Annotated in this window: 14 protein-coding genes; 7 read left to right on the top strand and 7 right to left on the bottom strand. The window is 32.5% G+C overall.

Going from position 1 to position 16,918, the window contains the following annotated elements:
• Window positions 1–56 precede the first annotated feature (56 nt).
• The 5 genes from PCY70_RS07390 to PCY70_RS07370 all read left to right on the top strand — a co-directional run bounded on the left by PCY70_RS07390 (window position 57) and on the right by PCY70_RS07370 (window position 7,470).
• A complete protein-coding gene (locus PCY70_RS07390; protein ID WP_305766861.1) occupies window positions 57–1,205 on the top strand; it encodes an exonuclease SbcCD subunit D in 1,149 nt (382 codons plus the stop codon).
• A complete protein-coding gene (locus PCY70_RS07385) occupies window positions 1,192–4,251 on the top strand; it encodes an AAA family ATPase (RefSeq protein WP_305766860.1) in 3,060 nt (1,019 codons plus the stop codon). The genes PCY70_RS07390 and PCY70_RS07385 overlap by 14 nt, the downstream gene beginning before the upstream one ends.
• Before the next feature lie 133 nt (window positions 4,252–4,384).
• Window positions 4,385–5,131, top strand: a complete 747-nt coding sequence (locus tag PCY70_RS07380; protein WP_010168423.1) for a hypothetical protein — start codon at window positions 4,385–4,387, stop codon at window positions 5,129–5,131.
• A gap of 61 nt (window positions 5,132–5,192) precedes the next feature.
• Complete coding sequence (locus tag PCY70_RS07375; RefSeq protein ID WP_305766859.1) at window positions 5,193–6,533, top strand: glucose-6-phosphate isomerase; 1,341 nt, start codon at window positions 5,193–5,195, stop codon at window positions 6,531–6,533.
• Window positions 6,534–6,681: 148 nt separating this feature from the next.
• Window positions 6,682–7,470, top strand: a complete 789-nt coding sequence (locus PCY70_RS07370; RefSeq protein ID WP_305766858.1) for a sulfite exporter TauE/SafE family protein — start codon at window positions 6,682–6,684, stop codon at window positions 7,468–7,470.
• Window positions 7,471–7,526: 56 nt separating this feature from the next.
• Here PCY70_RS07370 and PCY70_RS07365 read toward each other — a convergent pair whose 3' ends face one another.
• From PCY70_RS07365 to PCY70_RS07345, 5 genes are all read right to left on the bottom strand, one after another.
• Window positions 7,527–9,188, bottom strand: a complete 1,662-nt coding sequence (locus PCY70_RS07365) for a phosphoenolpyruvate carboxykinase (ATP) (protein WP_305766857.1) — start codon at window positions 9,186–9,188, stop codon at window positions 7,527–7,529.
• A gap of 250 nt (window positions 9,189–9,438) precedes the next feature.
• Window positions 9,439–10,065 carry a hypothetical protein gene (locus PCY70_RS07360; RefSeq protein WP_305766856.1) on the bottom strand — a complete coding sequence of 209 codons (627 nt, stop codon included), beginning with the start codon at window positions 10,063–10,065 and terminating at the stop codon, window positions 9,439–9,441.
• 58 nt (window positions 10,066–10,123) lie between these two features.
• Complete coding sequence (locus PCY70_RS07355; RefSeq protein ID WP_010167397.1) at window positions 10,124–10,564, bottom strand: universal stress protein; 441 nt, start codon at window positions 10,562–10,564, stop codon at window positions 10,124–10,126.
• A gap of 72 nt (window positions 10,565–10,636) precedes the next feature.
• Window positions 10,637–10,963, bottom strand: a complete 327-nt coding sequence (locus PCY70_RS07350) for a hypothetical protein (RefSeq protein WP_010167398.1) — start codon at window positions 10,961–10,963, stop codon at window positions 10,637–10,639.
• 132 nt (window positions 10,964–11,095) lie between these two features.
• Window positions 11,096–11,914 carry a hypothetical protein gene (locus tag PCY70_RS07345; RefSeq protein ID WP_305766855.1) on the bottom strand — a complete coding sequence of 273 codons (819 nt, stop codon included), beginning with the start codon at window positions 11,912–11,914 and terminating at the stop codon, window positions 11,096–11,098.
• Between the two features lie 205 nt (window positions 11,915–12,119).
• Between PCY70_RS07345 and PCY70_RS07340 the strand changes: the two genes are divergently transcribed.
• Together PCY70_RS07340 and uvrB are read left to right on the top strand one after the other, a co-directional pair.
• Complete coding sequence (locus PCY70_RS07340) at window positions 12,120–13,187, top strand: YkvI family membrane protein (RefSeq protein ID WP_010167400.1); 1,068 nt, start codon at window positions 12,120–12,122, stop codon at window positions 13,185–13,187.
• 111 nt (window positions 13,188–13,298) lie between these two features.
• Window positions 13,299–15,278 carry an excinuclease ABC subunit UvrB gene (uvrB, locus tag PCY70_RS07335; RefSeq protein ID WP_305766854.1) on the top strand — a complete coding sequence of 660 codons (1,980 nt, stop codon included), beginning with the start codon at window positions 13,299–13,301 and terminating at the stop codon, window positions 15,276–15,278.
• 10 nt (window positions 15,279–15,288) lie between these two features.
• Here the strand turns inward: uvrB and PCY70_RS07330 are convergent, their stop codons facing one another.
• Together PCY70_RS07330 and PCY70_RS07325 are read right to left on the bottom strand one after the other, a co-directional pair.
• Complete coding sequence (locus tag PCY70_RS07330) at window positions 15,289–16,269, bottom strand: hypothetical protein (protein ID WP_305766853.1); 981 nt, start codon at window positions 16,267–16,269, stop codon at window positions 15,289–15,291.
• Between the two features lie 16 nt (window positions 16,270–16,285).
• On the bottom strand, window positions 16,286–16,918 hold the full coding sequence (locus PCY70_RS07325; protein ID WP_305766852.1) for an acetyltransferase: 633 nt from the start codon (window positions 16,916–16,918) through the stop codon (window positions 16,286–16,288).

The raw sequence follows: 16,918 nt of genomic DNA, 5'->3' as shown, positions 1-16,918 counted from the left end.
CTTTCATATATGTCAACGCTAAATAATAAATATGTAAAGAACAGAAAGGATTTTTAATGAAAATTTTTCATACAAGTGATTGGCATATTGGCAAAGTAATTGGCAATATTTCTATGATAGAAGACCAAAGACATATACTTATGCAATTTATCGAATTAAGTAAACAAGAAAAACCAGATGTAATAATTATCTCTGGAGATATATATGATAGCCCTACACCATCAATTTCCGCTATAACTCTTTTAAATGAAATACTTACAGTTTTAGTAATGCAAATGAAAATATTTATATTTATTGTTCCTGGAGATCACGATAATACAATTCAACTTAAACTTGAATTACTAAAACAATCCAATTTATATCTAGCAACAAACAAATTATTTGAAAGAATACTATTTATCAAAGGCACAGAATTGTATCATTTTTATTTGGTACCGTTTATAGATCCGTTACTTATTCAGCATACAAACACTCACTCTAAAATATCTACTCCTGAGCAAGCTATGCAGTATATAATCTCAGAAATAAAAAAAACAATTGATTCTACTTCCAACAACATTTTAATTACTCATAATTTTGTTATAAATTATTCAAAAGCTAAACAATTCGCAGCAATACCAAATATTGATGCAATAAATTATGAACTGTTTGCAGATTTTGACTATGTAGCACTGGGACATTTGCATAAACGAGCTTTTGTTGGTAGAAAAGAGGTGTGCTATTCGGGATCTATAGCAAAATATTCTTTTGCAGAAGAAAATCAAATAAAAGGGATAAACAAAATTACCATAAGTAATAAATATGTTCGTAATGAATATTTACCTTTACTAGCGCCAAAAGATTTTCAAACTTTTACAGATACATTGGATAATATATTACAAATAGGACAGGATTTTTATTTAAAACATGGTCATTATATCCAAAATTATATTCATGCTACATTAATAGATGAAGAGGAGCTATTACATCCACTTGATCAACTTCGAACTGTGTTTCCGAATATTATATCTATAGATAAACCATTACTAAAACCAGCAAAAACAGAACCTTTGACCAACAACCTTGAAATTCAAACACCATCAGATTTATTTTTAGCATTTTATATACAATGCAGTAAAACTGAACTTACTGAAGAAAAACAAATTTGTATAAAAGATATTATAAATAACGTAATACAAGGAGGTGTTATTTATGAGACCAATTAAATTGGTAATGTCTGCTTTTGGTCCATTTAGAGAACAGGTAGAAATTGACTTTAATGGGCTAAAAAACAAAAATATATTTATGATTTCAGGACCTACAGGAGCAGGCAAAACTGTTATATTTGATGCTATTTCTTTTGCCTTATATGGAGAGGGTAGTGGTAACAACCGTAAAAATGAAGAACTTTTAATCAGCGATTATACAACAAATGGAATTTTAACTTTTGTTAATTTTGAATTCGAAATCAATAAAACAAATTATAAACTGATTAGATATCCTGAACAAAAAAATACGGAAAAAAAATGTGTATTATATATAGAAAACGAACAACCTATTACTGATATTTTAACAGTTACAGAAAAAATCGAAGAAATTTTAGGACTTTCTAAAGATCAATTTAAACAAATTGTTATGTTACCCCAAGGAGAATTTAACAAATTCTTGACAACTAATACTAAAGAAAAAATTGAAATTTTTAGAAAAATATTTGGAACGCAATTACATCATGCTATTCAAGAAGATTTTAAGAACAGAGCTTCACAATTAGAGCAAGAATATAAATTTTTAAACACTAGAATTACAGAATTAATTACAACTTTAGCATTTCCAGATTATATTACTGATACAGCAATAGCCATAGAATACGCACATGAATATCTACAAACTATTGCAAATGAAACAATACAACGTCAAGCTTGCAAAGAACAAGCCGAGGATCAATTACAAACATTATACGCAGAACAATCGTTAATACAAAATAATAATCAACTTCTTCTAAAACTTTCACAAGTCAACCAAGAACTAATTAAATTGCAGAATAAAAAAGTTGAAATGGAACAATTAGAGCTAAAGATTAATGCATTAGACACTATTAAAGAATTTTCAAATGATTATATATATATACAAAAAAGTACTGATGAATATAATCGTATGCTCTATGATTTATCAGAATATGAACAATTAAAATTAGAGTTAACCATAGAACTTAAAAATACTCAAATATTATTTGATGATTATGAACTAAAAGTTAGCAAACATGATGAATTAAAAATAAAAAGGAGAGAACTCGAAAAATTAATTCCAAAAATTACACATTCCGAAAATTTAAAAGAAAAACTAAACAAACTTACCACATTGATCAATGAAAAAGAACAACAAAAAACTACAATAACTACAAAATTTGAAGAAAATAAGAACCAAATAACTCAAATTAATGAAACGCTTAAAAGTTTCAGTTATGTTGAACTAGACAAAGTAAAAGCAGAAGCATTAAAAATACAAACACTTTCAAAGTATAATAGTCTTAAAACTTTATATACAGACTGTAAGTCATATGAAGCTGCAATAGTTGAACATAAAAATATGACTACTAATTATATATCAAAAAACAAAAATTTTGAAAAATTAAAAACGGATTATGAAATTTCAGAAAAAATCTATTATAATGAGCAAGCTGGAATTTTGGCTATGAGCTTACAAAATGGCATCTCCTGCCCAGTCTGCGGTTCTACTGCTCATCCAAGTCCAGCAACAGTTAAAACTGCTATTACAATCCCCACTAAAATACAAATAGATGCGATGAAAAAAACACTTGAAACAGCACGAATAGAAAACAATGAATTAAGAGACCAATTAATAGAATTAAATACTAATCTACAAGTTATGCTATCAAATATAGAGTTACAGTTATTTTTATTAAAAGAACCTAAATATAGCAATCAAACACTAAATACAATATATGATTTAGTCCATTCAACACACAATGAGTGCCTAGAAATTGATAAAACCTTAGACTTATTAAATACTCAAATGATAGAAGTAAAAAACAAAACATTACAACTACAAACTTTAACTACTCACTTTACACAATATGATAAAGAATTAATAACCATAAATCAAACATTGCAACAAATGGCAATTAAAAAAACAAAAATTCAAACAGAATTAAACCTTTTACTAAATAGTGATGTCCCCATTTTCTTAGAAGAACTGCAAACTAAACTTGATTCTATAAATATATTATTAACTACAGAACAACAACTTTATGAAGAATACAAGGAAAACTTCACCAATATTACAAAACAAATTTTAACTCTTGATACTCAGATACAAAGTCAAAATGACTATCTTACAACATTAAAATCCAAAATAGATTCTCAACATGAGCATCTTTCAAAAAATTTAGCTGAGCATCATATATCTGAAGATATTTTTGAAACATTATTACCAGAATTATCTTTTAAAGACATGTGGGTTACTCGTCTTAATCAATATACTTCTCAGTATACTGAATTATCAGCGACAGCACAAGAACTTACAAAGCAGCTTGAAAATATAACTTATATGGACTTAAAGGTGCTTGTTAAAAAAATTCATAAAGGTGAATATCTTAAAAAATATTTAGATCAACAAATAACTGATTTAATTAAAGATGAGACTTCAAAAAAATTACTTTTATCAGAACTTGAAAGTTTACATGATAAATTTAAACAATTAGAAAAAAAATACAAATTAATAAGCGAAATTGGAGACATCGCAAATGGCAAAAACAGTTTTTATATTTCTTATGAAACTTTCGTTATTGGAACATACTTTGAAGAAATAATTGATGCTGCAAATATCAGATTAAAGCAATTGACAGCAAACAGATTTACTTTAAATAGACAAAAAGAAATCGTTAAAGGCAGAAACAACCAGGGCCTTGAGCTAACTGTATTTGATAAATACACTCACTCCACGAGAGATGCCACAACTCTTTCCGGAGGAGAAAGCTTTCAAGCATCCTTGTCTCTTGCATTAGGATTATCAGATGTAATTCAGACAAAATCTAAAGGTATTAAACTAGATATGATGTTTATAGATGAAGGTTTTGGAACATTGGATTCTGAGACACTTGGAGTAGCTGTTGATACACTTATGGAACTTAAGCAAGATGAACGACTAATTGGTATCATATCACATGTTGAAGAACTTAAAAATAAAATTTCTACCCAACTCGAGGTGATTCCTACAAATAACGGAAGTAGTGTTAAATGGTTAAATATATAGTCACTTTATTATGCGTACTGAAAAGTTACGCATTTTTTATACAAAAATTTAGAAATTTAGCAATTAAAAAATTTTAAAAATTTAGCAATTAAATTTATAGACTGGGCAATACTAACATGAAAGGAGAAACCTAATGTCTACATTTTTTTTAATACTTAATATAAGCTTATTTAGTTGTTATTTATTATTTATTATAATGCAGCTTTCATATTTTAGAAGACTGAATTATAGCGTATTGATTTATACAAATACTAAAATATATAAAACAGAAACTCAAACTAAATTTATAAGACAATTAATAGAAGATTATAGTAATATAACAAGTCAAAATGCTGGCGAGATTGATATATATATTAGACAACGAATTCAAAGAGATTATATTGGTAAATTTAGATTTAGTATCGTCGAAAATGGCATTACTAAGCTTAGAAGATTGAGTTATTTAGTTGTTGCTCTAAATGTAGTTTGGTATGTATATTCAAATAAAGATTCTTTATTTCTTATACTAAATTTGATAATTTTTTTTATTGTAATTATTATTGGCATCCTAACTAGCTTAAAAAAACGCAAAAATGATATTATACTAATATTAAAAGATTATATTTTAAACCAATATCCTCTGGAAACTTTGCAAAATTCTCAAACAGAACTTAATAAACAACTGGAATTAGAAAATGCACGGCTCAAAGAGTCTTTGGAAATAAAAATCTTAACTATTGCACAACAAAATAAGAAAATTGCTCAACTAGAAGATAGGATTAGTCTAGATGAAGAATATTTTCAAGCAAGCCATAATTTTGAAGAAGAAAAAAGTCAAAATATTATCCCAGATTTAAATGATGAAGATATCACAAAATTTTTAGAAGAATTTGGTATTTAAAATCAAAAATTGTGCATACTAATTATTGATTCATCAATTTATAATTTTTTAGGAGGCAACAATGATTTCATTAGATATAAAAAAAACAGGCATCACCGTAGAAGAATTTTCAAATATTAAACCTCAAATCAATCTCGCTCACGAGATTTTACACGAAGGAACTGGCTCAGGATCTGATTTTTTAGGCTGGATTAACCTTCCTGTCGATTATGACAAATCGGAATTTGAGAGAATAAAAAATGCTTCTGCCAAAATTCGTGATAACAGCGATGTATTGATCGTAATCGGTATAGGTGGATCATACCTTGGAGCACGCGCTTGTATCGAAGCATTAACTCACCAATTTTATAATTCATTAACTAAGGACCAACGCAAAGGGCCAGAAATTTATTTTGTTGGAAACAATATTTCAGGAACATATTTAACACAACTTTTAGATGTGTGCAAAGACAAAGATGTAAGTGTTAATGTAATCTCTAAGTCTGGAACTACAACTGAACCTGCTATAGCATTTAGAGTATTTAAGAAGTTTTTAGAGGAAAAATATGGCAAATCAGGTGCTAAGGAAAGAATTTTTGCAACAACAGACAAAGCAAGAGGAGCATTATTAACTTTATCCAAAGAAGAAGGCTATGAAACTTTTGTGATCCCAGATGATGTTGGTGGACGCTTTAGCGTATTAACAGCCGTCGGACTATTACCTATCGCAACAAGCGGAGTCGATATCGATGCACTTATGAACGGTGCCGCAGCTGGACGCGAAGAATACAGCAATCCAGATTTATTCAACAACGAAGCCTACAAATACGCTGCCGCAAGAAATATATTGCTAAAAAAAGGTAAAAATGTTGAGCTAATAGTAAATTATGAGCCAGCTCTTCTATACTTTGGAGAATGGTGGAAACAACTATATGGCGAAAGCGAAGGTAAAGATCTAAAAGGAATTTATCCTTCTTCTGCAAACTTTTCAACAGACCTTCATTCAATAGGGCAGTATATCCAAGATGGTGGACGCTTTTTATTTGAAACTGTAATCAGCGTTGGAACTCCACGTGAAGATATCACTTTAGAAGCAGCTGAAAATGACTTAGATGGACTTAATTATCTTGCTGGCAAAACTATGGACTTTGTAAATAAAAAAGCATTTGAAGGTACATTACTGGCGCATGTAGATGGCGGAGTTCCAAATATGATACTAAATATCGAAAAATTAGATGCCTTTGGATTGGGCAAAATGATTTATTTCTTTGAGAAAGCATGTGGAATTAGTGGATACCTACTAGGTGTAAATCCATTTGATCAACCTGGGGTAGAAGAGTATAAACGCAATATGTTTGCATTACTTGGAAAAGTAGGATACGAAGATCTACAAGCAACATTAAAAGCAAGAATAGCAGAATAAACAAATAAAGGACTTGTTCATAGCAAGTCCTTTTCTATAATATCCAATACATATCCCCAGTAGATTACCTTAATTCATCAAAATTATTTTACAAAAAATGGATAATGATGTATAATTAATTTGTATTAAGACGAAAGGAGTATGTATTATGCTAAGAGGATTTTTATATTTATTAGTTGGATTAGGTTCAACTACAATAGGAGCAATTTCAGGTTTAGGAGGAGGCGTCATCATAAAACCCGTGTTAGATGCATTAGGGCAATATGACATGGCAACCATTGGGATTTTATCTGGATGCACATTGATCGCTATGTCGATAGTATCTCTTACAAAAAAATTTATATCGGGTGTAAAATTTGAGTACATAAAGTTGATATCACTTTCTGTTGGAGCCATTTTAGGAGGATTTGTCGGTAAAGCCGCATTTCAAAACTTCGAAAAAATGATTCCAGTAGATACAGCAAAAATCATTCAATCTATATGTTTAGCATTACTTATGATTATAATTTTGTTATTTAGCATCTATAAAGCCAAAATCAAAACTTTTAATGTTACAAATCCTATTATATGTTTAATAGCAGGATTAATTTTGGGAAGTGTTGCAGTATTTTTGGGCATTGGTGGGGGTCCTATCAATGTAGCAGTAATAATCATTCTCTTTTCTTGTGACGCAAAAGATGCAGCTATCTATTCTATTTTTACGATCTTCTTCTCTCAAACTACAACCATTTTAACTACACTATTCACCACAGGCTTTGAACCATATAACTTAGAAGTTTTAGGTTTTATGATTGTTGGAGGAGTATTAGGAGGATTTTTAGGTGATAAAATTAGTACAAAACTATCTAATAGACAAGTGGAAAAACTATTTAATATTACCATGGCAGCAATAATTGCTATTAATATATTTAATGTTTTCAAAGTTGCATTATTTTAAAATATATAAAAAAAAGACCATGACAAAACTTCATGGTCTTTTCTTATATCACAGTATTAAGCCTTTTTAGCTTGAGCTACAACAGTTTTAAGCGCATCTAACGCTTCTGCTGGAAGTTTATCAAAGCCACCTTTTTCAGTATCGCGAGACTCGATATATTTCATTCTATCTTCCATTCTAGCTTGCAATTGCTCTAAATAAGCTTTATCTTTAAGGTCTGGAACATATCCATCTACTTCATAAATTTCGATGTCAGAGAAAGGTCCCCAAGGTTTGAACTTCGCAGTACCTTCTACAATAGCTTCAAGAACACCTAAAGTTACCGCTGGAGTAACCTTTTTATCCATAAAGTCACCTGTATTTAGGATATAACATTCTACATCACATTCAGCAACTAATTTTTTAAACTTCAAAAAGTCATCCGCCAAAGGATAAGTTCTAAATGGATTAGCATAAGGCTCTACAACCAACGCATTAGGGTCAACTCCAGGAGCAAGTCTTTCTGCAGTTGTACGCTTAGTCGCCAAGGTAGCACCCATAACAGATGCAAGGTCAGCTCCACTCAACTTAACTACTGGTGGAAGAGTTGGGTCTTTCATCAACCAGAATATAGCATTAACAGGCTCTGCAAATTTATTTACGCGGTTTGGTGACCAAAGAATAGATTTAACTGCACGACCGTTACCATTTCTAATATCCTCAGTAACAGGAACGATTTTTCCATCTTCATCAAGAGTTGCACCATTGTTTTGCATAGTCAACAAATACTTATTATCATCACAAGTTAATGGATAATCTTGAGTTTTATCAAAATATGATGGCTCTAGAGCTACAGATGAGCTGTCCTCTGTTGAAATAACAAACGCATCATCGTGTAGAACAGTGATGTCATATTTACCACCATGAGGAGCATGCGTAATAGTTGATTTTCCGCTTCCAGATAAACCAAATACACCTGCAACAAAAGATTTTCCACCTTTTAGGTTATAACGTTTTTGACCGCCATGGCAAGAAGCAAATCCATTACGGTTAGCAATTCCCCAAGCAAGAGTTAGAGTACCTTTTTTGTGTTCTCCAAAATATCTCATACCCAAAATACAAGCACAGTTATTCTTAGGATCTACAACTGCCAATCCAAGTGGATGATCTGGATGAGACCATGTTGGATCGGAGAATATGTAGATATCTCCTTCGTTTTCTAAAACTTTTGAATTTTTGTACATTTCCGCTACAGCTTCATTGATCACTTGGAAGTTTAATAGCCAAGAATACATAACGTTTTCTTCATTTTCAGGAATGCAAAGGTGAGCTTTTACAGTAAACTCTTCATTTAACCCAACAATAGCCTGTGCATGATAAAGTTTTTTGAAACGGGTTCCATAAACAGCTTCACGAACTTTTGTAGCATATTCTGCTGCATTAACTCCAGGCTCTCCGATAACCCTTCTAGCTGCGGCAGTTCTACCAAAAACAGTACCATCGTTAAATAATAAAATTTTGCTGCCAGGATCTAGTCCTATAAGCTCTGGCTCGTATACAGGTAAATCAGTTACCACAGTTCCAGGAGATGCAGCTGCTAATTTGTAAGCTTCTTTAAGAGAAGTAACATTGGTTACGTTGTTTCCGTAGAAAGCAGTTTCAATAGTAGTACGAATTGAACTAAAAATTGGGTTATGAGCACCTATTTCGCTTCTTGAAAAATTCGCTTTAGTCGCCATTAATCAAAATCCTCCTTCTAAAGGTTAAAATTTATACAAACATATTATATTTAGACGAACCATTTAAATTGATTTAAATTGTAACAATATATTCCTTTTTCAATTTAAATGCAACTTCGCCGTAATGTAATTATGCCTTAAAACGACTGCGTTGTCAACGGGTTTTTATCGAAATGAAAAAAATAGCAATATGTCAAAATATTCACTTATAATATGCAACATATTACTACGTATTTCATAAAATTCTATATCACACACTCATATTCATAATAAGCTTTGAAACATCAAAATATTTTGCTCCATCATCTACTATATATTCATTTTGATTTAGAAGAGTTAATTGGCAACTTGCTTGTCCTTTTTGTCCTGTTGTTGCTGGAACGACTGCCACAGAATATCCAACGATTTTTCCATTTTTAATTTCCGTAAATGCCAGAGAAAACTTTTCATTTGCATACATATTGGTTTGATTTTTTACTTCAAAAATAGTTTTATCGGATACATTCATATTTTGAATAGTTATTTTTGTTGTGCGATATCCCTTAAAGTAGTAGTTGGCAATCAACGAGCTTTTTATATTTAAATTAATGGCATTATTTATCTGGCTAATTTCCATATATATAAATGGATTATATTTTGATATTTGGTCATTTTGTTCAGCACTTCTGGTTAAATTATTTTTTTTTCGATCACCTAAAATTCTTTTTATTTCTTGTTTTTGTAAAAAAGCAATATTATCTTCTTTAACGACTCTCTCAGCAATTTTGCTGTCACCTATTATTTGCTTGGCCATATAATCTTTTAAATCTAATAATTCGGTTAGATCTCCATTAATTTTAGAATGAAAAAGAATATTTAATGCAGCATTTGTTGGCATTTCTTCACCTCAATATTAATAAAAATAGAGGTAGTATATTCTACCCCTAAAAAACATCTTACGCTTGCTTTCTTTCTTCTGAATATAACATAATAGGAATACTTACTTTCTTTGCTAATCTATCTTTATTAAAATTATTAGTTAATTTATCAAATAAATTTTGCTCCTCTGGACAAATAATTAAATCTATATTATATTCACTCACCACACTAATTATAGTATCAATTTGCGGTCCAATTTGACAAATTACCTCTTTATCAGTGCGAGTTATTATAGACTTAATCTTGGTAGTAATGGCTCTATGAGCTGTATCAATACTGTCCATATTTAAGTTTGCGATAGAATACAAAATACTTGGATATGCATAAACGCTTGAAAAAGTCAGTGGACTGGTGATGTACAAAATAAAAAGCTTTGCCCCTTTTTGCACGGCTATGTCTTCTGCATACAATAACGCTTTGGAATCCAAAGCATTTGAAATTGGTAATAGAATATTCATATATTCATTCCTCCTTTGACGTTTTTTATATTATACCATAAATTGGATTAAGATCTAGGCTTAAAATGAAATTTAATCCATAAATTTTTCAGATTTTAATTCTACATTAGAAAAAATGCTATCAATATCCATTGTTTTAACCGATTTTTTCAATTTAAACTGAATCTTTGCGCTTTCATTTGGAGACAAATTTCCTATCAACATATCTGTGTCCAATTTATCAAGCAAAAAACTTCCACGTTCTCTATGTATTATTAATTTTTCTATCAAATCTGTCACCTTATTTATATTTGAACTTAATGGTTTGAAATGCAGCTTAACATTATTAACTGTATCTGTTGACGTATTTGTCACCTTAATAATATATTCATTTTCGTTTGCATTTGACAAAATTTCCATAAAATCCCTCCAAAAAAATATAATTAGAATAGCTATCTATCCTAATTACTTTATACCCTAATACGAAAATAAGAAGAAGTTCGATTTACTTTTTCTATCAAACTTCTTTAGAATCTTTTAATTTCGAGAGTATTATTTGCTACCCATCCAAGGTGGAATATAGCTGCGATTAAACGGTATACATCTTCCGTAGTAGTGGTCTTTAAACCAAGCTGGATCACACTCATATTCATCCGCTTTAATACTATCTACTTTTTCAAATAAACCATCTAAACCTGTTAACTTTATTGGAATATTTTCAACTCTTGGTACAAATTTAGTATTGCCATCCTCACCTGTTACTACCTCAACCCAATGCTTGGCTATCACACAGGTATAGTGTCCTTCTTCATTTACGCATTTAAGTTCATAATATTCTCCTGGTTTGGAGCTTGGTCCGGTCTGCTTAGCAAATGGCACTTCCTTAGTTTGTATGCCTGGATATATAGCGCCACCAGGTACATATTGATTAATTATTTCCGGAGTAATTACTGGTCCTGGCCCACTTCCTGGCATCACTGGTTGCATCGGAGTTATATCTGGTTTTGGAGACGGAACAGGATGCGTTGCTATATATTGATAGATATAATCTATTATCTCTTGATTGAGTGCAGCTCCTGAGCTATCTCCGGGAACTACATAGTTAGGGTTAAACGGGGTTGACGGAATCGATGGTGTTTGATTATCTATTATAATAGGCATAATGTTGCTATCCCCAGGACATTCTTTGTTACAAGGATAATTTGCACCGTAGCCTTGGCAGTTATGATAAATATACGGATAATGCGCGAACCATTGTGGATCTATTACGAACACCTTGTTTTTATCATCTGGCTTTATATTACTCGCAAACATCGAATATGATGCTCTTGACATTTCTGATGGATTTAATTTATTGCAATTACATGGCATATTGATAACCTCCTATTAAATCTAGTTTTGATCTTGCTTCTGAATGTTTTTACTATTCATAGTAGTATAGTATGCAGGGTTATAAAAAAGTGCGCCTGTCTTTTTTTAAAAATTTTTATATTTTTTTTGCGGTAATATTTTGAAGGGCTCACAGCATATATATATCTTAATTGGACAAGCATTTTAGTATTAGGAGGTTAAACTAATGAAAAATTTTATACTATCGTTTCAAATAGGTCTTGTTTTTGTCGGCAGTATTGTTGGAGCCGGTCTTTCATCAGGACGTGAATTAACTCAATTTTTTGCTATATATGGATATAAAAGCTTTTTTGGTCTTTTTATCTGTGCTTTATTATATGTAATAGTTGGAAAGATGATAATATTTTTGAGTATTAAATACAAGGTAAAATCATATGGTGAATTTATAAATTTAGTATGTCCAAAACCTATTGCTATCTTCACAAACATAATTTTAACCCTATTTTTACTTTGCTCCACATCTATAATTTTGGCCGGAAGCGGCTCTGTGATCAAACAATATTTTGGCATCGATAAAATTTTTGGCATTGCATTAATGATTGTTATCAGTGTTATATTTTTATTAAGAGAAACTAAAGGTATTTTTGAAGTAAATAATGTTACCGTACCTATTTTAATTATCATTATGGTTTCTATATTTATTGGATATGGCATGAACAATCAGGACCAAATGAATTTTGAATACATAGTTTCACTACCTTATCATAAAAAAAGTTATCTCATCTCCTCTTTTGTATATGCAGGCTTTAATATTATTTCTATTGTAGGGATATTAGTTCCTCTTGCTAGTGAAATTCAAAGCAACAAACTTCTTCTTCGAGGTGTCGTAATAGGTAGTATTATTTTAACCATAATTAGTATTATTATTGTATTTTTAATGATGGTAAATCCCACTTATGCTATTAAATATGAAATCCCAATTTTGGCAGTTGCCCAAAGAATCGCCCCATGGCTCCAAGTCGCATTGCTATTTATGATTTGGCTCGAGATGTTCTCTTCTCAGATTTCCAATATTTATGGCCTTACCAAAACATTAGAAACCAAATTTAATATTTCGTATCGCCATGGTGTTTTTCTTAGCATTGTTCTTGCACTTCCTTTATCATCTGTCGGCTTTACAAATTTGGTAGATATGCTATATCCTCTTTATGGCGTTTTAAGTCTCGCTTTTGTTATTTGCGTTATTACGTTCTATACAAAGCAAAAAGTAAGCTTGACCAAAGTATATAATTAATATTTTCTTGTGCCGATGCATATCACGTTGGCACTTTTTCTTTGTCTCAAATCATGTTATTTTTATGCTCTTTTTGGGAATACTCTAAAATAGAAAAGGAGAGCATAATATATGAAAAAATTTAGATTACACTCGGACTTTGCTGCCATGGGGGACCAGACTGCGGCCATTTCAGTACTATCCGAAAGTATAGAATCAGGAAATCGATATCAAACTTTGCTTGGTGTAACAGGATCTGGAAAAACTTTTACAATGGCCAATATAATAGAACAAACGCAAAAACCAACGCTAATTATTGCTCATAACAAAACACTTGCAGCTCAGCTATACAGCGAGTTTAAGGAATTTTTTCCCAATAACGCAGTAGAATATTTCGTCTCTTATTATGACTATTATCAGCCAGAAGCATATGTCGCTCAAAGTGATACCTTTATAGAAAAAGATTCTAGTGTAAACGAAGAAATCGACAAGCTGCGCCACTCTGCTACTGCGTCGTTAGCCGAAAGACGCGACGTAATCATCGTTGCCAGTGTATCTTGCATATACGGACTGGGCGACCCCCTAGACTACGAAGATCAAGTGCTTTCCATACGCACCGGAATGGATTTCGATCGCGATGATCTATTACGAAAATTGGTACACATTCAATATACTAGAAACGATGATGACTTCAGCAGGGGTACATTTCGAGTTCGAGGTGATGTTGTAGAAGTTATTCCTGCAGGAATGAGCGAAAGCGCTATTAGAGTAGAGTTTTTTGGAGATGAAATCGAAAAAATTTCAGAAATAGATTCATTGACGGGCAAGGTTTTAGGCATCCGCAATCACGTTTCTATCTTTCCTGGCTCACACTATACAGTTTCCCCTGACAAACTTTCAGCTGCCATAAAACGAATCGAATCCGAATTAAATACGCAACTGCTGGAACTGAAAAAGCAGGACAAACTACTAGAAATGCAAAGACTCACCCAACGTACAAACTTCGATATAGAAATGCTGCGCGAGATGGGGTATTGCTCTGGAATTGAAAATTATTCCTTGCATCTATCTGGCCGCGATTATGGTAGCACCCCTTTTACGTTGCTAGATTATTTTCCAGATGATTATCTTATTATAGTCGATGAGTCTCACATTACTCTGCCTCAAATTCGAGGAATGTCTAATGGTGATCGTGCACGCAAAAGTAATCTCGTCGACTATGGCTTTAGATTGCCCTCTGCGATAGATAATCGACCTCTAAATTTTGATGAATTTGAGCAAAAGATAAATCAAATTTTATATGTTTCTGCAACACCCTCGCAATACGAACTTGAACATTCCGAAGCGATAGGCGAACAACTGATACGTCCTACAGGCCTTCTGGATCCTGCAATAGAAATCAAGACCGTAACCGGACAAATTGATGATCTGCTTACCCAAATTCACTCCACTGTTGCAGCTGCTGGAAAAGTACTAGTTACCACCCTAACCAAGCGAATGTCCGAAGATTTAACTGCGTATCTCCAAGAAGTGGGAATCAAAGTAAAGTATTTACATTCAGATATAGAAACATTGGAGCGCATAGAGATAGTTAGAGATTTGCGAATGGGAGTTTTTGATGTGCTAGTGGGAATAAACTTATTGCGAGAAGGGCTTGATATACCAGAAGTTTCGCTTGTTGCCATACTCGATGCCGATAAAGAAGGTTTTTTGCGCTCTGCGACATCACTCATCCAAACCATAGGTCGCGCTGCCAGAAATAGCCAAGGACGCGTCATAATGTATGCAGATACAATTACCAGAAGTATGAAAATCGCAATAGACGAAACAAATCGAAGACGCAAAATTCAGCAAGAATACAACGAAGCTCATGGAATCACTCCACAAACTATAAAAAAAGCTGTCCGCGAACTGATTGCTGCAACAAAATCTGAAAAAACCGCAACCACAATAAATAAATCCCCAGAGTCTATGAGTGCGGTCGAACTTGAACGCGCAATAACCAAAACCGAAAAATCGATGAAAAAAGCTGCTCAGGAGCTGGAATTTGAGAAAGCTGCCACTCTCCGAGACGCTCTAATCGAACTCAAAAAATATTATACAATTATATAGTATAATTCTTTTATGTATTTTTTGAATAATCACAAACTGCCATAATAGCATCTACCAGCGCCTCTTTAGAATCGCGGCTAACGAGGTCTTGCATTTTATTTTGTACTATTTGTCTCTGAACTCTATTTTGTGCAAATATCTGCACTTGTTTCGTCATTTGCGCAGCACTCACCATTCCAACAATTCCCAGTCCCTCAATTAACATATCTTGCCACAAATTTTGTCCCCACACTATATCAGTTCGTCGCACTACAACTCCTATGGTCGGCATTCCTATCCCTATCAAATCATACATATAGTTATTATAACTCATCAACGCCATATCACACGTCCACACTACACTGTCAAAATCATCCTCGGTGAAAAATTCCACTCGCTTACTTTTTATTCTGTTTTGCATCTTTTTTGTCTTTTCCATTCCGTTTGCTAATATTACTTTAATATTATAATTTAATTCCGTAACATCTATTAACAAATCTTCTGTTCGCACATGGTCAACAAACATCAAAATATTCTTTACATCTTCAATCGGCACCATTGGGGAATGCAAAAATTCATCTCGTATCAACAACGCATCTTTATCTCCTATTACTTCACAATTGTTTGACGCAAAATAATTCCTCTGCTTGCTACCATACACAGGATTAATAATCATATCGCACTCCATAAAAGGATTATCATTTTGCTCATCAACACATATTATTTTTTTAAATATTTTCGGACATTTTTTGTTAAATTCCTTAGCTTGAAGCGGACTATCTATTATTATGCAATCCCCTTTAAATCTTTCTAACTCGCCCAGCAGATCCGCATATTCATACACATTATATCCCTTTGTTCGCAGATACGATATTCCCCTACTGTGTTTCGCATCACAATAAAACGTTATTTCACAATACTTTTGCAATACTTGAGCCAATGCATCCATTCTATGAAATGATTTTAACTCACCTCTCTTACCTTCATCTACTTTAATTAATATTTTTGACATATCTGTAACCTCCTTGTTATATAGATCTCGCTGGAACGCCTACAATGATACTTTCCTTCGAGACATCTTTTGTGACTACTGCACCTGCGCCAATAATAACATTTTCTCCTACTGTACGAGATTGTATTATCACAGCCTTTGCCCCCACATGCGAATTATTGCCAATTGAGACTCCTCCCAATACGCAAGCACCGGGCGCCACATGAACATTTTCGCCTATCCGGCAATCGTGCTCAACTATAGCTGCAGTATTTATTATACCAAATTTTCCAATTTTTGCATAGCAATTTATAACTGCTACTGGCATAATTATAGTTCCTTCATCAATCGTTGCCGAATCCGAAATTATGGCACTAGCATGCACCAATGTAGGAAATTTGAATCCAATTTTCTTTAACTTGCTATATATTTTAAATCGCAGTTGCGCATTTTGACCAATTCCAATCGCTACATTGCCCACCCCCGCTTCAAACACATGCTCAAGCTCTTCATCACCGCCCAAAGAATAAATTCCATCCTTCCACAAGCTTCCCTTTGCAAACCTCGCATCTATCACTCCAGCTATTGCGTATCTCCCATCACTTTCTATAACATCCTTTACAACTCCTGCATGCCCCCCAGCACCGATTATCACAATTTTTTTTTCCAC

Origin of the sequence: Candidatus Epulonipiscium viviparus, assembly GCF_030708075.1 — a bacterium.
GTDB lineage: Bacteria > Bacillota > Clostridia > Lachnospirales > Cellulosilyticaceae > Epulonipiscioides > Epulonipiscioides viviparus.
Note: the sequence above shows the minus strand (reverse complement) of the source record. Positions and strands in the feature narration are given on the sequence as shown.